The organism is Mangrovimonas sp. DI 80, from assembly GCF_001975575.1.
GTDB classification, from domain to species: domain Bacteria; phylum Bacteroidota; class Bacteroidia; order Flavobacteriales; family Flavobacteriaceae; genus Mangrovimonas_A; species Mangrovimonas_A xylaniphaga.
Genome location: NZ_MSDT01000008.1, coordinates 155,543 through 175,395, shown reverse-complemented (window position 1 = coordinate 175,395; position 19,853 = coordinate 155,543). Strand labels below are relative to the sequence as shown.

Sequence of the window (19,853 nt, the reverse complement as noted above, 5' to 3'; positions counted from 1 at the left end):
GTTTTTTGATTCTTTAAGGTCCGTTGTTTTAGTTCCAATTTAGTAAATAAAACGGGTAAAAATTAAAAAGAGGTCTTTGGAGGAAATACCAAAGACCTCTTTTGGGGTAAGATCAATTTTGCAACCCAACTTGAACATCCATGGGGTTGACAAGGGAATTGAAGATTGGCGACTGCTTTGCCAAGGTTATCAATTCCTGTTTTTGTGCTTCATCTGAACCTTTGATATCAAAAGTTACCCTTATTTGTTTGAACCCTTTTGGCCCTGTGGCATTTAAGCCAAGGAATCCTTTAATGTCTATGTCGCCTTCAATTTTAGAGGATACGCTTTCAATTTCAATGCCCCTTGCGGCGGCCAATAATACCATGGCAGTGGTCATACATCCTAATAATCCGTGAAGCAAAACTTCTCCTGGATTGGCACCTTTGTTGTTTCCAAGTAATACAGGTGGTTCATCATTGTCGTAAATAAAAGGTTCCGTTCTGCTAGTGTCTTCCTGACAGGCCCCGTAAAAGCCTTGAATATAACTTCTGTTGTGTCCTCCGTCTATCCATTCGTTGGTGGCTCGAAGTTGAAAATTTCCAATTTCAGGGGTGGTTTGAAGCGCTGTTACTACCGCTGCGATATCTTCCTGATTAAATCCGTTTACTGTTTTTGCTAGAGTTTCCATACTTTGATTTTTTATTGATTAATAAATGATTACAATACAAAAGTATGGTTCGAAAGCCCCTTAGGGATAGGCGCAAAAGTCCATAAAATTGACAATTCGGTCCAAAAGGGTTAAAATGGACTTTTTGGTTGTTGGGAATGTAGGTTATTGTCGTGTTGGAGCTTCTCTATATTGTAGAGGTGTTACCGAAAATCGTTGTTTAAAAGCTCTGATAAAACTGGAAGGCTCTTCGAATCCACATTCAAATCCAATGATATTTACGGCTTTATCGGTGGTGGTTAGGAGGTGGGCGGCAAGGTCGAGGCGCTTGTTGGAAAGCCATTTCCCCGGTGAGGTTTTGTAGATGTCCTGAAAATTTCTTTTGAACGAGCTCAGGCTCATATGGCACAAACTGGCATACTGCTCCAGATTTAAGCAATAGGCAAAGTTTTCCTCCATAACCTGTTGCAATTGGGCGCTTTGTTCCTTAGTGATGGATAGGAGGTATTCAGCCAATGTTTGGTGAATGGGATTGGTAAAGATATTGAGCAACAGTTCTTCAAATTTAAGCTGGAGTAGGTTTTTGTCGGGATAGGAGGGGGAGCCCAAAAAAGCAGCTAGGGAATTAATATAGCCTTCCAAATACGTATCTAGCTGGACCCTGATTACGGCATCTGTAGGATGCTCTTCATTTGAAGCGCTTTTCGTAACAATAGCGGCAAACCTTTGAATGAACTTCTTAATAAATTCATCTGGGATGAATACCATCAAGGCACAATAGTCTTCATCAAAATATTGGTGCACCAAGTTGGCGCCTTTTTTTACAAATAGGGAATCTCCGGCCTCCACCACATAATCCTCATAGATGCTCCGCCACATTTTTTTTCCAGAGGTCACAAACACAAAGTAATTGGATTGGGACCAAATGCCAGCTTTTACTTCATTTACCAAACATTTGTATTCAATGAATAGCAAATCATGGATTTGAAGCTTTTTGTAATTGGTAGCGGTCTTAAGATATCCGTAAATGTCTAGCATGGTTGTAGCAAAAAGCTGTTTTTAATGATAAGCTGATACAATTTCTTCAGTTTGTGTATAGTTTGGTTGCGTGAAAATCCGCTAGGATTTTCGGGTTAAGAAGCTAATATAGTGAAGTTTCGAGGATTTTCCGTGAGGGCACGAGCACAAAATGCGAACTGGCGAAGCAAAATCGGAAGCAATGAATTATACACGGTGTTGTACAACGTTTTTTAATTTATTATTTGTTCGATTAATTCTATGTCGATTTTCTCGGTATTTAATTTTATATATCTATAAGATTTGACTTTAGAACTGTCCATTTCCAAAATCAAAATTTTGTTCTTATTCGAGTAAGCAATTCCATTGTCAAAAGTCAGATAGTCATTCCCAAATTCAGATTCGAATTCCGTTTTTGAAAGTCCTATTAGATTTGCTTTTCCTAAATCCGAATCTTCATTGAAAATTCTCATTTCTATTAGAATTTCAGATTCATCTTCGAATCTATGTTTGTTTTCTCCGTATTTAAAAACTACAATTTCGTTTATTCCTTTTGGTCCAATGCTGCCAGTAATAAAATTGTAACCATAAAATATTGAATCACTGATTGCAGGATGGTATTGATATTTCAATCCGTTATTTACACTCGTTGTTACATTTCTGTTTTTCTTGGACTTGAATTTCTGTAAGTCAATGGGATTTTCAAGAAAAGAGTTCAAATTTTGTGACTTTAAATATTTTTCCTGTTCAGCACTATCTGGGTAAGGAAGTAATTCAAACCTGTCTGTTTTTGTTGAATCTGAATTATTTTCAGGCGTATCTTTACAACTACTGCTAACCAATATTAATATAATTAAAAATCCGATTTTCATTGTGAGGTTAAATGTTGTACAACAGTGTTATAAATATAACTAATTGAAATGAAAATAATTTGTACTTATTTGTCCCTTAGTATTGTAGTTTGAATGGCGCTGTGCTTAATTTTATCAGGGAAAAGCAAACTACCCATTACCAGGCTTACGCAACTTATGGCCGTTCCGTAGATGGTAGCGTCTATTCTGGTTTCATACATAAAACAGAAGAACCATGTAAGACCTCCAATGATTATGGCAGCCCAGGCTCCTGACACAGAGGCTTTCTTCCAAAATAAACCAAAGGTAAAAGGCGCAAAAAGACAGACCAAAATAAGACTTAGAGAGGCTGCTACCAAACCGACAATATCGGAGTCATCAAACGCAAAATAGCAAGATATGACTGCCACTAAAACAACGCTGAGCCTAGTGTATAGCAGTAACTGTTTGTCTGAAAGCTTTTTTATGTAAGGTTTGATCAAGTTTTCTCCTATCACTGTTGCCGGTGCTAACATTGCCCCACTTGAAGTACTTAAAATGGCCGATATCATCGCTCCATAAAAGAGGACCTGTACAGGAACACTTGTCATTATTTTTACCAAGGAGGGGATGATGTCTTGGCTATTGCCATTGTTCGTTAATTCGGGATATAAGTAAACACCTCCTAAACCAATGATCAGTGGAATGCTGGGGATGACCACCATTAGTACGGCGCCTAAGAAGAGTCCCTTACGTGCCGCATTTTCATTTTTAGCAGAAAACACGCGTTGATAGATTTCTTGAACAGGAATGGCTCCGGCAATAAATGCCAACAGAAGTGCAATATATTCAGACCATGCATCTAGGCCTCCTTTCGGAGTTAATTTAAAGAAATCGCTTGGCTGGTTTTCGAAAATTGGTGCAATACCTCCTGTGTTGTGTAATATTTGAAATAGCAGTATAAACAAGCCTAAAAGAATCATGATACTTTGGACCATGTCTGTATAGGCTACGGCCCACATGCCGCCTATGTATGTGTAAAACACAACAATTGAAGCGCCTATCAAAATTCCATAATTAAATGGGATATCCATGACCGCATTGAACAAATAGGCCAAGGCAACAAATTGTGCCGCGATCCAGTGAGGGTAGGAGAACACCATTAAAAGAGAAGAGGCGGCTTCAAGATGTTTGTTATACCTTCTTCCGAAGAAATCATTTATGGTAACAATATTCATTCGGTACAGTTTTCGGGCGTAGAACTGTCCAACAATAAACAAACAAATCCCACCTGATAGGGTTAGCGTGATGTATGAAGAAAAGCCATCTACAATGAAATAACCGGGATTTCCCATAATTTGACTACTCCCAAACCATGTCGCAAATAAGGTGACGCCAACAAGTGAGGTGGAAAGGCTTTTCCCAGCAAGGGCAAAATCTCCAGAAGTTTTTATTTTTCGGGAAGCCCAAAATCCAATTCCAAGCGTGATTAATAAGTACCCTATTATGAACAAACTTACCATTGGTGGATTTTGGATTGGTTAGAATTGATTTATGCCATTGAAGCAGTTTGTGTAATACGGCGGTTGGGGACTTATGTTGCTTAAAGATAGGGAAATCCAAAGAAATGAACTATTCCTTTTGCTGTGAGTAGTTATTTTTTAGTTTATAATATTGAGAGTATTTAAGAACTTTCTGTTTTTATGAGCCCGCACGAATAGGCAATTCCGTTTTGGAATTATCAAAATCTGCTAAATCAGAAGTGAATTCTGGCTTGTTTTAGAATCTGTCTATGGAAATATGGAATATTTTCTACTTTAATTTTTTGATGACTATTGTTTACAAAAGTTCCGATTATTAATGGTATGTTAAAAGCTATGATAATTATGTGATAAAAAAATATCACATAAAAATAACTTGCTGGTACTTTCTTGAAAAATAAACACAAATAGCCAGTATTTAAAGAGCTTTTAGGTATAAAAGTAAAGTAGTAAGTATTGTTGTAGTGTTATTAAAACTATTAATACGGTGTTTATTGTTACCTCAAGTAACGACCATTTTATTTGTAGTGAGGCATCTTCTGTTATTGCAGGAAAGAACGATACAAAACAATGGAAAGCCCTGCCATAAAAATAGCGGTGAATATGTACTTGTTATATTTTGCAAGCCAGTTTGGGAGGAAAATGTCAAAATTGTCCTTGGTAGAGTCTGAATACTTTCTGGCTAGCAAGGTAAGGGGACAGAACATTCTGAAGATTAAAAGCGTTAATCCTTCAACTAGAACCAAAGCAATACAGGTCCAGGTGTAAAAATTAATATTATTGGTTATTCCACAATACAGAATATAGAAAATTATTGTAGCAAAAAACACCCAGATTATGGTATGGAATAGCTTGATGGTTAAGAGTTTTTCTTCGGGTGTCAAATTTATAGTGTTACTAGGCCTTTTTACCTCCCTTAAATTTATAAAAGCGAATGTTTAAAGGTTATTTTTTCTCAAATTAATTATTATAAAAGCTTGCTGGTTGACTATGGATTCTAGGTCATAATTTTACAAATACAACGGAGCCGTAGCTTTTATTATTAAATGATTTATTCTAACATTAAAAAATCTTTAAAATAGCCTATTCCAGTCTAAGTAATAAATTAATTTAATGGCCAATTGATTTGTTTGGTTGCTTTTCCAAGTATTGTTTAAGTTCCCAAAATAATTATGATCAATCTCGTTTGAATAATTACTAATTCCATTTTTCCAAATTAAACTGAGATAACTTCCAGGGGCAAATTGCCAGTTAAATACGAAATCTATATTAAAGACATTATAATTTATATCATTGTAAGCGATATCGTTTGGGATATCATTATTCATGGTTCCATCCTCGTTAAGTAGATAAAATTGTTTGTAATTAATTGGAGCCCAATAGTGTCGAGAGCGTAGAGAAAGCGAAATGTATTCGTTGAATAGATGGCTGAATTCTAGTGTGTTGGTGATATATTTGGCATCATATCTTCCGAAATAAATATCAGAATCACTTGTATTGCCAACGTATGTGTAGCCATTTTTCAAAAAGGTAACAGCTGAGGTTAGTTCAAGTTTCATTTTGCTGTTAATTCTAAATAAAGGACTTAACGATAGGTTAGACGCCATTTTATTCTGTTCAAACGTTCCCCAATAATCTGCAGCTACAGAAATGGATAGGGCTCTTCTTTGATCTGTTTGTATATTGAATCCGGTATAGGCAGCAGTTGGTTCCATGAATTTTTTACCTTCGACCCTAGGTTCGTTATAATCGTATTTATTTACGGGAGTTCCTCCAATGTAAAGACTTGTTTTCCAGTTGCTTTTAAATAATATTGTACTTTGAGCGTCAATCTCAAACGAAGCAAATTTTGTTGGATTGTATAAATAATTATTAGAAAAAGTAATATTGTTATACATGCTCAATATATGCCCGAAGGGCTCATAAATGTTATATTCAAACACAAAACTATTCACAATTTTGTTGTTATTATCCAAGTATCCTAAGTAGTTTGGATTGTACTCATCGTCAATGATTTTATGGGTAAGCGCATATCTGAAATTCCCTTTTATCTTATTGAATGATAGATTGTAATAGTATCCTAAAGAGATTTCACCCTCATCGACATAGCTCATTGCAGCTTTTCCGAAAATGGCATGAGAATTAGGTTTATTTGTGAAAGTAAAATCGGTTCCAAAAACATCCGAAACTATGTCAGAGTCGGTCTCATAATAATTCGTATTGATGAAACTTATTGTATTGGTGTTTTTTAACGACTTATCAATGACCATAACATTGTAATTTGTTAAACCTTGCGTTTTGAATTTTCTTGAATCGCCACTAATTGTATCTTTTATGCTTGCATTGGTATTTGCAGTAATTGCATTTAGAAAACCAATGGCCAATCCTTTTTTGTTTCGCCCCGATATTTTTGTTGCATTCATAATTTGAGTTTCATCAGGGTTTTCTGAGACAATTTCATTTTCATCCAAATTCGAATAGACATCACTGTATTTAATTGGAGTGGTTCCAATTCGCCTTGAATAAAAAACATTTGCTTTTCCAAAAAGCTCTGATCCTTCAGTAAAGAATGCTCGTTTTTCGTCGTAATAAGTTTCTACACTCGAAAGGTTTAAGATTTCATCATCAGATTGAACTTGTCCAAAATCGGGCACTAATATCATATCCAAAGTATGGCTTTTACTTAAACCTAATTTTAAATCCATGCCGCCTTTAAATTCTGAATCCCAATTATTTGTATTTCCATTATGCGTTTCGGAAAAAGAAACATAAGGCATAAATGAAAGCCTGAGCGGCGGATTTATATCCGAAATTCCCGAAAGCAACCCTGCTTGGTGAACGGTGCTTTCTTCTTTTTGGTTAACATAATTCCAAGAAACCCACTCTTCGTTTCGTTTTATACAGCGATACAAATGCATACCCCACACTTGATTTTCTGCTTTTGGAATTCGCAAAGACGAAAATGGAATTTTTATCTCTGCCGACCAACCATTCTCCGAAATAGTTACATTGCTATACCAAATAGCATCCCAAGTTTTGTCCCAATTAGAGTAGGTTACCTTTTCGTCGATTTGCACATTTGAAGCCGAAAGTTTAAAGGCGTAAAGCAATTGGTTGTCGTTGTGCGGATTCAGTTCAATGATAAATAAATCCGAATTTATGTCATCATCTTCAGAGTCTCGTTCCCCTAAATCGTGTTTAATCCCGCTAGGGTTGTCATCAAAAAGCATTGCTCCAACATAAATAGCGTCATCGTCATAACAAATTTTCACTTCCGTTTTTTGACTTGCCTTTCTTCCATTGTGCGGAATGGTTTGCGTGAAATTGGTCGCAATCATATTGGTTTGCCATGCGTCGTCGTCTAGAATTCCATCAATTTTCGGAGGGTTACTTATTCTATAAGAGGTGTAATTCTTTTTTTGTGGAACAATGCTCTGTTGTGCATATAAAAAACTATGCAACAATATAAAGAATGAGACCAGAATCGGGGTTTTCATTTTGAATTTTACCCAAATGAACTCCAGAAAATTCAGTTAAAAAAATAAGTTTCCTAAATGGAATTTTAATTGCATAGAAAACATATTGGCTTGTGTTTATGCTATTTGTGCACAATATATGTTGTTGGTGAAAATCATATTCATATTTAGATATTTTGTATTAAACTTGTGGAATATGCTAAATACATATTCAATATCGGATAGAATTAAGCAAAAAACCGGGATTCCGAAGTGGTTGCAACACGTGATTTATTGGTTTTTATGGTGCGCATTTTGGGCTTTAATGTGGGGGACTTACGATAATGATTATATTAAAACATCCTATAATCAGATAATTGAATTGCCGTTTAAACTCGCTTTGGTTTACCCTGTTATTTATTGGTTAATGCCGAAATATTTTGCTAAGTCTCAATATATTTTGTTTACAATCAGTTATTTAGTTTTATTGGTTGTGGTTGGAGTAGTAACCAAATATGTTACTTATATTACTGTAGATCCGTTTTATTTTAAAGAACATTTGCAAAACGGCCCGTTTAAGTTTACAGATTTGTTGAATATGATACTTACGCTCAACACTTCCGTAATCATTCCATTTAGTGTTAAAGTGGTTGAATATTGGTTGCAACAGCAGCAAAAAAGCTCGGAGCTTGAACGCGAAAAATTGCAAGCGGAACTCAAATTTTTAAGAACTCAGATAAATCCACATTTTTTGTTCAATGCTTTAAATGGATTGTATGCCATGTCGCTAAAAAACTTAGCGCAGACTTCTGATGGTATAGTTCAGCTGGCTGATATAATGAGGTATATAATTTATGAGGCAAATGAGTCTAAAATAATTATCGATAAGGAATTACAATTTTTATCGAATTACATTGCTTTTGAAAAATCTAGAGGTTTGAGTGAGGTAGACATAAGTTTTACGGTAAATAACCAACGTTCGGGTTATATCCCACCATTGCTTTTCATTCCTTTGGTTGAGAATTCGTTTAAACATGTGAAAGCTTTTGGGAGTGATAATCCTTGGATTTCTATTCAGTTTTTTGCGGATTCAGAAGAGATTAAATTGTTGGTAGAGAATAGTATTGGAACAGAAAAAATTAATGAGCAAAAAGGAATTGGAATCGAGAATTTAAAACGGCGATTAGAAATATTATTTCCCGATAAACATCGGCTAGATATAACCCAAACAGACTATTCATTTTTAACTATATTGAAAATATTTGATAGGAATGAGTGAACTAAAAAAAATATCATGTTTAATCGTGGATGACGAACCATTGGCTCGCGAGATTATTGATGATTATTGTTCTAAAATTGATTTTTTACATATAGTTGGAACCTGTAGAAACGCGATTGAAGCTCAGAAATTCATGCTGAACAATCAAATTGATTTGCTGTTTTTAGATATAAATATGCCACATATTTCTGGTATAGAATATCTGAAGCAGTTGAATCCAAAACCAATGGTAATTTTTACAACGGCATATTCTGAGTACGCTCTAGAAAGTTATGATTTGGATGCGATTGATTATTTGGTAAAACCAATAACATTCCAACGATTTTTTAAATCTGTACATAAGGCGGCCAAATGGTTTGGTGTGTTAGAAGAAACTTCACAAATCATGGCAAAAGAAGAAAATCAAAATGATTTTCAAGAAGCGTTTATGTATTGTAAAACGAACGATAAGGTTGTTAAAATCATGATGAACGATATTTATGTTGTTGAAAGTTATGGGCATTACGTGAAAATTCATACAGATGAAAAACGATTTGTAATCCATCAAAGTATAAGTCAGACAGAGGAACGATTATCGAAAAATTTTATTAGGGTTCATCGTTCATTTATTGTGAATTCAGATAAGATTCTGGCATACAATCACAGTGAGATTGAAACTGAAATAATGAGAATCCCGATAGGTAGAAGTTATAAAAAGCTTTTTTATCAGAAATTAAATAATTAACTTAATTTTCAAGGTTCTGTCTCATCTATTTAGTGAATTAATTGAAACAAAGACAATGTTTTAAAGGCTACAATTTTCGGTTCTATCGCATCTAATTTAATAAAAAAAGGAATGTTGTATTTTTTAAACAAAACAATGTTCAAATAAAAATACCCAAGTGATATAAGAATTATTCCGAGCACTCTACCTCAATGGTCTTTAGGTTCGAAATGGCCAAAGAGGTTTAGTGTTTTACGAATTAAGAAACAAAAATAGCACTCCCAATGCCATACCTATTGTTAATAATGCCACACCGACCATAACTGCAAATCGTTTTCTTTTTTGTTCTGTTGCTGTTAACGGGCGTATTTTTCCCTCTTGCTTATATTTGTTTTCTATGGATTGTCCAACGGCTAAACCAACAGCTACACCCAATCCAGGCCATATTCCGATAAAAGATGTGTTTGAAGTAGCGATACTTAGGGGGATTCCTGCTCCTGTAAAGATTGCAATAAATATTCCCATCCACAGTCCAACAAAGTGCCCTTCGGGATATTTATCTTCTTTAGTTTCCATAATTTTTTTGAATTAAACTAAGAGCTTATAAAATTTTCTGATAGCGTACATTTTACTACTAACACTATCATTATGACCTTGTAGGTTTAAAGATAGCCAAAGAAAATTGACTTGCATGTTTTGCGAGGTATTTTTAAAGCAAAATCAAAATAATGTGTATACTGAGGAATTGTCATTGGTTTGGACTAGAGAGGGAAGGTATTGCCCTTAATGTTTCAAACTTATTTATTCTAATTTCATCTAATTTAGATGCTTCTGAACAAGATGTCAAGACCATTAGCGAAAAAATAAAGGAGTATATGTTTAAACTCATTCTTGTTTTTTTATTTACAATCTAGGTTATTTAAGATTTAGAATAAATTACGGGCATTTGCCCTTTCCATGTATTCCAAAGCGCATCGTTATTGATCAATTCGGACATAAAATGCCCTACATTTATTCGGCTTATGGTTCCTGCATCAAAGATGGCACTTCTTATTGGTGAAGGAAAGGCCTCATATGCTGAAACCTCCTCTTCATTTATTAAGCCATCCGGTCTAACAGTAACCCATTCAATGTACTTATTTTTCTGAGCAATTTGTGTTCTTAAATAATCGGCTGCTTTCTCGTTATCCACATGGGGCGGCAATAACAATCTAAGAAGTGCAATAACACATTGTTGAGCAAATGAAATGGGTTCGTCCAAATCCCGATTACTGTTTCCAGAACTATTCATTAAAACAAACTTGACAGGGCTTTGAGGCTGATTGGAGTTGATAGCATTACAAAGTCGTTCCGTGGTGTCTCTTACAAGTTGCCTCGGTTGGCCATACATCCCTTTGAAAGTCATGTTGTGTCCTAGGCAAGATGCAACGGCATTGCAATCTTTGGTGTACTCACTCATTTCATGGTCACTTAATTCTAAGATGCTTGCAGTAATCATCTCCAAATTTTCATTGTCGTGCCAGGATTTAGGTAAACCCTCTTTGGAGCGCACAACAACTTTAACTTTATTTCCCTGTAATAAAAGCTGATTTACCAGCTGTCTTCCTGTGGCACCACTTGCACCGACTACCAATACTGTCATTTTATTTCTGTTTCTTTAAAATTTTATAAATTCTATTATTAATGATTTCTGATAAGTTCCAATTGTACAGTTTGGAGTCGGTTGTGTTGTAGAATTCAACAATAACAGCATCAATATCTTTATGGTATTTTGCAAAACTCTGGTAACCTGGGACCCAACCGGAATGTTCAAATTTATAAATGGAAGCATATATTTCCTGTTCTCCCGGTTTAAATAATGATCCATCATTCAATGCTCTTAGGAAAGTACCTACGTCTTCTGCGGTGGCTAGCATACCATGTTCGTCTGCCTTTAAATCATGGGGATGGTCCACATGGTAACCACTCATTACGTTGTCTATATTTACTTCACTCAAGGAACCAAAAGTGCTGTTTAGATGCAAGGGGGATAAAATTTCTTCCTGTATGAACTGAAAGTTGCTATAGCCAAGTGCATCATCCATAATCTTATTGATTAAAAGATAATTTGTGTTGCAATATTCATAGTCTTCACCAGGTTCAAAATTTGCAGGTTTGTCTAGAATCAGTGCAAGGCTTTCTTCATAGGATTGAGTGGGGGCTGCCCAGAAATTTGGAGCGTCTGTAAAATTTGGGATGCCACTTCTATGCTGTATCATTAGTTTAAGAGTAATGTTCTCGGCATTTTCAATTCTTCCTACAAGTTCAGGTAAATAATCAGCGATGGTTTTATCCAAAGAAAGACGTCCATCTTTAACCAGTTTGGTGACTGCCACAGCATCATAAAGCTTACTGATGCTGGCAATTTTAAAGAGCGCTTGAGGTTTGGCAGGTATCTTGGAGTCCCGATTATGCCAGCCTGCAGTATAATATTGGGGTGGTTTGCCCGCTTGGTCTATATAGACAATCATTCCGTCAAACCCATGATCGATGACTTCCTCTGCTTGTTCTTGAATTGTATCGGGTAGCGGCAGTATCCATGCTTTTACTAATAGCCATGGAACAAAATAAAGTGAAATTAAGGTTCCAACTAGCAGCAAAGTACGCACAGTCCATTTGGCTTTTTTGTTTTTTATCATTTTTCTTATTTAGAAGCTTTAATTACTTTCATTATAGTATTCAATTGGACTTTGAATAGTATTTTTTTTCGATTGAGAGAAAGCCTCAGGGGATACCATAAGAGTTGAAATGAAAATACCAATAATGAATATTGAGTAAGTTTTTATTTTGAACATTTTTATATCTTTTTTTAATGTCCCATTTAACAGTTAGTTGCGGTTATATAGTGTTGGCACTTGTTTTATTTCTTCTCACAAATTTAATTCCAAGTATAATTAGTATTGTTATTAGTGCAATAAAGAAAACACTTGTCAAAATACTTTTTATTAGAGAGAAGGAACTAGTTGTTTTTACGGCAACCTCTGTTAATTCTGGATAGTTTTTAAGCATTGCAATAATTCCGAAATTTTCAAAATAATCTGCTATTCCAGCAATTATCGGTATATAGCATATATAAAAAAGTGAGGTGTTGAGTTTGTTTAATTTTTTTAGGAAAAATGCTAAAAGCAAACAATAGGTAAGTCCGAAAAGTAGAGGGTAAATCATATCCACAGGTATCTGATTGGTTAGATAAACCTTCTGTCCATTTTCCCCGAGCGATTTGAATAATTCACTAACATAATTCAAATCATATCCCATTGGCATCATATCCAATAATTTCATTCCATTTGAGAATTCCATTGTTTTAGGTATCGTAACAGTGAGCATAAAAACGTATACCGCATTGGTTAATATGAAAAGTCCTAAAACTTTTTTGCCCGAATTTTTTCCGTTTATGAATTTAGTTAAGCTGTTCATTTTTTTTCTAATACTTAAATCCCCATATAAGCTCTATAAATGTAGTCTATAAAATTTATACAATGTTGGATCAGTTTTTAATTACTAGCGTATTTGATAGTCTATCATGAAGTCCCTTTTTTGAAAATAGATAGTAAAAAATGTCGATTGGGATTAATCTTGATATTGTTCTTTTAAAGATTGTTAAGAATGTAATCTCGCCGCCATCTCTATCAACAACTTTGGTTCTACTTAAATACTTTCCTAAGGTTCTATGAAAATAAAACTCTAGTGTGCCATAGTAGACCAAATAGAGAATTAAGCCTAAAGAAATACTGTAGATATAATTGACTACATATGAGTTAAATCTAACAAAATAACGGTCAAAAATATAAGCGATCGAAAAGTATAGAATTAACCAGACAATGGTGTCAACAATATAATTAATTAGTCGAATAATTGAATGCACTGAACTTTCTGATAAATCATTTTCATTCTGTAGATTAGTGATGTGTTTGTTCATTTTATATCATTTTTTTTACAAATTTTCTTTAATTGCTTTTCTCCAAAAGTAAATGCCAAAAGCACAGGTAACCATTGCGAACATAATCCCGTTTTCGCCAAGCCAATGTTCCGTTCCTTCTATTTTCATTGTGAGAGGAGGCAATATTTTTTGAATATACACATTGCTTACTGCGTGAAAAATTACCGCGGGCCATAAACTTTTAGACTTAAAAGTATAGTAGGTCATCATAAATGACATTGAAATAATTACAACATAAAATGTTATCAATTCCAGGATTACATTGTTGCCATAATATACTATCACAGGCCAATGCCAAGTTGCCCAGATCATGCCACTGAACAGTGACACTCCAGTGAATGAAAGGACTTTTCTTAATTCATAAATGAAAAAACCTCGCCATCCAATCTCTTCTCCTAAAGTTGTTGCTGCAGACCTGATGACTTCAACAGTTCCCAATAAGATGATAGCTATAAATATTATGGGTGTTGGACTCAATGTTCCTATGCCAACCAAGCCAAGTTGGTTTGCCCAATCTAGAATAGCTTCTGTATTCACTAAGGTTCCAAAACCTAAAACCCAGATGAGTGCGTAAGTAATGATGCTATATAAGGCAGGAATAAAATAGGAAAGTCGAATATATTTCCAATCGCCCCAATTCCAATTTAGGGAAGAAATGGGACGTTTCTTTATTTTTAATGTAATGATTGCAGCTATAGCAGGACACCACATTATAGCTCCAACATATATCCGAGAAGGATATAAATTTACTAGAGCATAATGGAAAGGTGAAGTAAGTGCAACAACAAGAACAAGAAATAGAAAGATTGTTTTCCAAGCTTCTCTGCGTTCCGATAAATTTTTAAGCATTTGGTTTTTGAGGTTGGTCTCTGTTATTAAGACGAAGTGGTATGTGTTTTGTTACATTGCTTTAGGTTGACGGTACAATTCTTAGGGAATTTCGGAGCTTCTTTGTCATAAAAGTGTAATACTTTTTGATAAGAGAACCAAGGCTAAAGGTGCTTTGATACAGGTGTTTTATAATTAGTTTTTGGGATATGTTCTCTTAAAATGAGCGTCTCGCTTTTTCCCGAGGGAGTCCAGTAGTTGAATGAAAATCTCATTTCCGGGATTATAATTCACGTAATCACAAAAGCCATTCCCATTTTCAAAGTCTAGACTATCAATTTTTAAAACCTTCATATTGGGTCTTACACCATGTTTATAGGCATTTGATTCTTCTATTACAGACAATATATAAATCCCCGTTTCCTCTGAAGTACCTAATCTAAACCCTAGTAAACCATTTCTTTCTATCTCTTTTTCAGGTTTCGTCAAGTACAGATTTTTATTGGTCCAATCAATGGTAACTTTAAATCTTGACAAGAATTGATTCCCAGTAGAGGTTGTTTCTCCAGTATTGATCAACACATTTTTAAGTTCCAGTTCATTTATTTTAACAGCATCCGAATAGGTTAGCTCTCTTCTGAGGTCAACAGGGCTTCCTAGCATTCCACTTTGTTTGATGCCTGTTTCCAAAAATTTAGTTTCAAAAACATTTCTGTTTTTCAGTGTTGTAAATATGTCATTGCTCAGAGCGACAGAACCATTGGAGCCGTAATCTACCAAGATATTCTTCACTCTAGATGGGCCAAAATCTATATCAACGAACATATTGTATTGGTAATCAGTTTTAAATGGAACAGTGATGCACTCTTCAAAATCTTCTTTTTTTATGGAGCTGAACAAGGATAAAGTCCTTTGTTCTTGATCAATTGTCCAATTACTATGCCTTATTAAATTGGAACCTATAATACCGTCAATGTCCAAACATGTAATGATAGGGTTGGCAGCAAAGTCGCCAACAAAAGCAGTTTGCCCTTGAAAGGTAACGTTGCCAATAAGAATGGAATCCACTTGAGCCCAATTAACTTTTGTTCTGTTATGATCGCTATCGACAATATTTCCCTTGCTGATAATTTTGAAATTATGTTCCCTAAGAAGTTTATGGGATATACTGAAGGGTGCCCCCGTATCGAATAAGAAACGATATTCTTTTCCATCTATAGTAACCGGGACGATGATAAGTTTGCTATGAATTTCGATATCGACACTTTCCTTGAATTCTTTAGTAACAACATTTCCATAGCTTATGGCATCAGTCCATTTAATGGAGCAACCAAAGGTGACCGAAATTAAAATGCCCGCAAGAAGTAATGATTTAAAATTGGTTCTCATTCATAGAAATAATTAACTCCAAGGAATTGTGGTGTACCATGTTTGCGGGAAATCGTCCTGGATCTGGTAGTCTGAATTGTAACAGATTAAAGATAATATTTTGAAATAGGGCAGAGTGATGAAATGGGCTATAGTTCTTATTTTCCAGTCTTTTCAATAATTTATTTAATACGTTGTAGTCATATCGCTATCCACACAAATAATGAAATCAGCTTTACCATAATTTGTTTTAAGTAATTTATCTACTTCATCCTGTGAAACAGTGGAGATGGTTACATATTTAAAATCCTCTTTTTCTTTTTTGAGGTACCACAAAATTCCCTCATAGTAATCAGAATGATAAGCACCGTTGTAATGTAAAAACAAGGAGCCTTTTTTGTAATTGTTCAAAATAAAATGTGCCATTGTTGCATCTTTCATGGCTTGTGCCTTAACTAATTCAGGACTACCATGATCTCCCATTTCTTCTAGTATTTTCTTATAAGTTGGTAATTCACTATCAAAAGAAATTGGTAAAGGAGCTATCCATTCTTTATCTTTTGTAGAAAGAGAATCAAGTGAGTTAAAGCCCTTTTTGTAAACCAAGTTGGCATATCTTCTGGGAATATTAGTCGCTATAAATTGAAGTTGATGTGCTTTTGCAAAATCAACCAAAGGGGCATAATCTGTTTTGTAATTAGACCATAACCTTGCCAATGAATCTAATTCTGGATAGGAAATATTTTTAGTTACGTAATCATTTAAAAATTCTTGATTGTCGGCCTCAAACATTTCGGCTCCCAAAATAAGCTTACGGGTTTTATGTAAATCTGAGGTAACTTCATATTGAAGCCAATGGGAAATAGGATTGTTATGAAGTTCACCAAATAAGATTATGTCTTGTTTTTGAAGTGTTTTCTTCATTTTTTGATAACTGACCTTTTTACCTTTTGAGTTATAAATTACGTATGGTTTTTTTTGACTGAAGGTTGAATTAGCTATTATTAAAAGACTTAAAAGTAAAATTATTTTTTTCATCTATTCTTTTTATTATGTAAACTCTGTAATTGTGGTGTGGCTTAAAGATAGGCAAAGAAAATCGACTTTTATGTTTGCACGTGATTTTCCGTGAGGAAAGGCGGAAGCAACGTGTGTTACACGTCGTTGTACAACATTTTTTATTCATCACAACGCATTTTTCTTGGTCTTTCTTCAAAATGCTTTATAACAATTCCGCTAACTGGATTTATATTTAATATCCCTTCGTTCGAAAAGCACTTTCTATTTAAAGTGTGTTGAATACAATTCAGTAATATCCGCTAGTTCAAGTATTATATTTCAAACGTTTTGAGATTGGCTCAACTGTTTTTTGTAAATTCTGTAATTTAATAATACTATCTAACTTGCTTTCAGCTAGCCAGTCAGATTTATATGTTGTTTAAATGGCATCCGATTGTTTTTATAATCAAGCTATTTGGAGATAAAAAAGAAGATCCTTAGTCGGTAATTAAATGTTTGTACTCGTTTGTACATGGTTTTTGCGTGATAGAACAGGTGTGCCTGTCCAAAAAAACTCGCAATCTATGTATCGGGATTCCTGTTTAGAGACAAATCGTATGCAGTTTCGTATTCACTTTGGTTTGAAAGCTTCATGCCATGTTATTAAGTAACATAAAAAAAAGCGGTTTGATAAAGTCTAAATCGCTCGTTTGTGGATGATTGATTGTTGTGGTGAGACCGATATTTGAACTCGGGACATCTGGGTTATGAAGGAATTTTTATATTCCCGAAACGCCCGTTTTACGGGGTTTTCAGCCCATTGTATGAGAAATCGTGTTCCAAAAACGTGTTCAGTTTCTGTTCACTTTTTTGTTAATAGTTTACTGATATAAAACTAGTTAAAAAAGTGAAAAATCCAAGCCTTATCCATAAAAAAAATGAACACGTTGAAGTAGGTGTAAAATGAAAAGAAAATGGGTTTTCATAAGCAATAAAAAAGTGCCTTATGAGGCACTTTTTTATGAATAGATTTCTAACTGCTTATATCTTGTTTCGAGCAAAGTTTTATAGGCTTCTTTCATTGTTTCTGATAGGAATGAGTTTTCTATCCATTTAAAAGCTTTTGGTTTGTTTTTGTGCATGCGTTTGAAGGAACCGCTAATTTGTTTTTCGGTTAATCCCAACCCTTTGCCTAACAAATCAAAATGTTCCCGTTTTAGCTTCTTTTTCTTTCCAGAAAGGGTGAGTGCCAATTCTTCGGTATCTTCAGGAAACAGGATGGTTACATTCAAAAGGTCGTAAGCGGGAGCCAATACCCATCCAGAAGGGCTTTCCATCATTGAAAAATTCTTTAAGTGCATATCATTGTTTCCTGTTAGGAAAACAAACAAAGCCAGTTCAAAATAAAAGATTTTGTCAAGCAGTGTGTTTTCTGAATAGGAGTCAAGGGCCTTTCCAACTCTTTCCATGGAGCTTTTATATTTGTCGAAAGCCTCGGTGATCTGGAACATATCGATCATGTGGAGTTTGTCGCCTGTTTCGGTTCTGTCAATTCGTTTGGTGATATAGGATAGTTCCCCTGAAGCCAATCGAATTAATGAGGACGGAACCACACGAATTCCAAAAGCTTCCGCAATACGCATGGTGACATGTTCATTTTCGGGCATTTCAGGAAACTTATCGGAAGGAGGCTTAAAAATGTATTGCCCACCCAAAGCTCCAACAACCGTTAGCCGTGTATCGGTATGGTCTTGGGCTTCTTTTATCAGGGACATGGATAATTTCGCCTGAACACCTGGGACAGCAACACTTCGTTCCACAATGTTTTTTGCCAGTTGATCCATTTGATCAAGTGAAAAATCAATTTTTGGAGGTGTAGGACTGGCAAAAAATTCCAAGGAACATTTTTTATGGAAGTCCGTATTGGGGTCTGTTGGCTTATAGCAGTATAAACATTTGTTTTCCATGTAGCTATTCTTTAGGTAAAACACTTACGGCTCCAATGCAATTGGCACAACAGGCCAATAGAAGTCCCATGCGGTCATTTCGGTTGATCTTCCAATTTTTGGAGGCAATATCCAGTAACCAACCTTCAGGAATGAGGCCTTCAAAAAAAGGGAAAAGGCGTTTTTCCGTATAAGGCTTTGAGCTTACGGGCATGGTAAAAGTGATGAATTTGTCTGGATAGTCTTTGACGTATTCTGGAACATATTGAAATACGTATTCGCCATCGTCGGTTTCAGTTAATACACCGGCGAGAATCTCCTTGTAATATACGTTTCCCTGTCTCATTTATTCAGTTCTTTACTGTTAACAGGAGCCAATTCATGACCAAACATGGCAAGGACCAAATTCACTTTGTCCATGTTTAGATTGGTTTTGCCCTGTTCTATTTTTCGTATCACCGTTAAAGCCACGCCTGTACGGTCAGCAAATTCTTCCTGTGTAAGGTTGACTTCTTTTCTACGTTCCTTAACAAATTCAGATAATCTTTTCATTATATGCAATTGAATATAATATAGTGTAAATATAGTAAATTATATGTAATTGAATATAATTTAAGGTGTTTTTAGTGTTTTATATGTAAAAGCATATAGGTTTAGGATGTGGAAATAAAAAACGGTTTAGTATTTTGCTAAACCGTTTTTTATGTGATATAGGAAATAGAAAGTCCCCTATTACGTTTATTAGCTTTTTACTTGATTGGCTTTGAATTCAATCAAATTTGATAATAAACTAGTATTAAAGACATCAACAACACTTCTCATGGTAAGGCCAATACCATTAATGGATTTTAAATATTCTGTAAGAAGTTCTGCGTTGTTAAAAGGTAGGCAGAGATATTCACTTCTATCGCTTTTTAATTTTGTAACAATAATGGATAAGGCTTTTTTCTCTTGACTTTCAGTATGAATAAGGTATTGATACTTTAACTTAAAGCCATTGTATTCAAAATCTTTAATCGTTTTGAATTCATAGCCTTCTTTTATACCAAGTCCTAATTCTATTGCTTGAGGATACCCTTTAGTTAGATAATTATATTCCTCTTGAGAGGTAATCACTCCTTTATTTGCAGTTTCTTGAGGTTCTTGTGTGGCCTCTTGTGAAAAGGTGGAAAAGGACATTGTGAAAAGCATTAAGCAAAAAGCAATTTTTTTCATGTGTAATTTTTGTTGGTTCTTAATTTGTTTTGATGTTTTTCGTT

The 19,853-nt window shown here is 34.8% G+C and carries 19 protein-coding genes; 2 read left to right on the top strand and 17 right to left on the bottom strand.

From position 1 onward, the window contains the following. Positions 1-112 precede the first annotated feature (112 nt). From BKM32_RS15360 to BKM32_RS15335, 5 genes are all read right to left on the bottom strand, one after another. The gene (locus BKM32_RS15360) at positions 113-670 is read right to left on the bottom strand and encodes an OsmC family protein (RefSeq protein WP_076664974.1); all 558 of its coding nucleotides are present in this window, start codon (positions 668-670) and stop codon (positions 113-115) included. Between the two features lie 144 nt (positions 671-814). Further along, complete coding sequence (locus tag BKM32_RS15355) at positions 815-1,687, bottom strand: AraC family transcriptional regulator (RefSeq protein WP_076664971.1); 873 nt, start codon at positions 1,685-1,687, stop codon at positions 815-817. Positions 1,688-1,899: 212 nt separating this feature from the next. Beyond that, positions 1,900-2,538 (bottom strand): hypothetical protein, encoded by a 639-nt coding sequence (locus BKM32_RS15350; RefSeq protein ID WP_076664968.1) that lies wholly within the window; start codon positions 2,536-2,538, stop codon positions 1,900-1,902. Between the two features lie 65 nt (positions 2,539-2,603). Beyond that, the gene (locus tag BKM32_RS15345) at positions 2,604-4,019 is read right to left on the bottom strand and encodes a sodium:solute symporter family protein (RefSeq protein WP_076664965.1); all 1,416 of its coding nucleotides are present in this window, start codon (positions 4,017-4,019) and stop codon (positions 2,604-2,606) included. A 1,091-nt stretch (positions 4,020-5,110) separates the two neighbouring features. Then, positions 5,111-7,534: a DUF5916 domain-containing protein gene (locus BKM32_RS15335; protein ID WP_076664960.1), complete on the bottom strand. Its 2,424-nt coding sequence runs from the start codon at positions 7,532-7,534 to the stop codon at positions 5,111-5,113. A 175-nt stretch (positions 7,535-7,709) separates the two neighbouring features. On the opposite strand from BKM32_RS15335, the gene BKM32_RS15330 reads away from it, so the two are divergent. Together BKM32_RS15330 and BKM32_RS15325 are read left to right on the top strand one after the other, a co-directional pair. Beyond that, positions 7,710-8,771, top strand: coding sequence for a sensor histidine kinase (locus tag BKM32_RS15330; protein ID WP_171971886.1), 1,062 nt, complete (start codon positions 7,710-7,712; stop codon positions 8,769-8,771). Continuing rightward, positions 8,764-9,495, top strand: coding sequence for a LytTR family DNA-binding domain-containing protein (locus tag BKM32_RS15325; protein WP_053978569.1), 732 nt, complete (start codon positions 8,764-8,766; stop codon positions 9,493-9,495). Before BKM32_RS15330 ends, BKM32_RS15325 begins: the two co-directional genes overlap by 8 nt. Positions 9,496-9,726: 231 nt before the next feature. Here BKM32_RS15325 and BKM32_RS15320 read toward each other — a convergent pair whose 3' ends face one another. From BKM32_RS15320 to BKM32_RS15260, 12 genes are all read right to left on the bottom strand, one after another. Next, positions 9,727-10,050, bottom strand: a complete 324-nt coding sequence (locus BKM32_RS15320) for a hypothetical protein (protein ID WP_076664955.1) — start codon at positions 10,048-10,050, stop codon at positions 9,727-9,729. Positions 10,051-10,393: 343 nt separating this feature from the next. Beyond that, entirely contained in the window at positions 10,394-11,116 is a 723-nt protein-coding gene (locus tag BKM32_RS15310; protein ID WP_076664949.1) for an NAD(P)-dependent oxidoreductase, read from the bottom strand. Position 11,117: 1 nt separating this feature from the next. Then, the gene (locus BKM32_RS15305) at positions 11,118-12,152 is read right to left on the bottom strand and encodes a serine hydrolase (protein WP_076664947.1); all 1,035 of its coding nucleotides are present in this window, start codon (positions 12,150-12,152) and stop codon (positions 11,118-11,120) included. Between the two features lie 199 nt (positions 12,153-12,351). After that, complete coding sequence (locus tag BKM32_RS15300) at positions 12,352-12,930, bottom strand: hypothetical protein (RefSeq protein WP_076664944.1); 579 nt, start codon at positions 12,928-12,930, stop codon at positions 12,352-12,354. A gap of 70 nt (positions 12,931-13,000) precedes the next feature. Then, positions 13,001-13,432, bottom strand: a complete 432-nt coding sequence (locus BKM32_RS16680; protein ID WP_076664942.1) for an RDD family protein — start codon at positions 13,430-13,432, stop codon at positions 13,001-13,003. Positions 13,433-13,447: 15 nt separating this feature from the next. Further along, on the bottom strand, positions 13,448-14,302 hold the full coding sequence (locus BKM32_RS15290) for a CPBP family intramembrane glutamic endopeptidase (RefSeq protein ID WP_076664939.1): 855 nt from the start codon (positions 14,300-14,302) through the stop codon (positions 13,448-13,450). Positions 14,303-14,476: 174 nt separating this feature from the next. After that, on the bottom strand, positions 14,477-15,670 hold the full coding sequence (locus BKM32_RS15285; RefSeq protein WP_076664936.1) for an aspartyl protease family protein: 1,194 nt from the start codon (positions 15,668-15,670) through the stop codon (positions 14,477-14,479). Between the two features lie 165 nt (positions 15,671-15,835). Further along, positions 15,836-16,687, bottom strand: coding sequence for a ChaN family lipoprotein (locus BKM32_RS15280; protein ID WP_076664934.1), 852 nt, complete (start codon positions 16,685-16,687; stop codon positions 15,836-15,838). 980 nt (positions 16,688-17,667) lie between these two features. Beyond that, positions 17,668-18,615 (bottom strand): HipA domain-containing protein, encoded by a 948-nt coding sequence (locus BKM32_RS15275; RefSeq protein WP_076664931.1) that lies wholly within the window; start codon positions 18,613-18,615, stop codon positions 17,668-17,670. 4 nt (positions 18,616-18,619) lie between these two features. Continuing rightward, entirely contained in the window at positions 18,620-18,940 is a 321-nt protein-coding gene (locus BKM32_RS15270; RefSeq protein WP_053993051.1) for a HipA N-terminal domain-containing protein, read from the bottom strand. Beyond that, positions 18,937-19,146 (bottom strand): helix-turn-helix domain-containing protein, encoded by a 210-nt coding sequence (locus tag BKM32_RS15265; RefSeq protein ID WP_053993052.1) that lies wholly within the window; start codon positions 19,144-19,146, stop codon positions 18,937-18,939. Before BKM32_RS15265 ends, BKM32_RS15270 begins: the two co-directional genes overlap by 4 nt. A 189-nt stretch (positions 19,147-19,335) precedes the next feature. Beyond that, a complete protein-coding gene (locus BKM32_RS15260; protein WP_123812142.1) occupies positions 19,336-19,809 on the bottom strand; it encodes a hypothetical protein in 474 nt (157 codons plus the stop codon). Positions 19,810-19,853 lie beyond the last annotated feature (44 nt).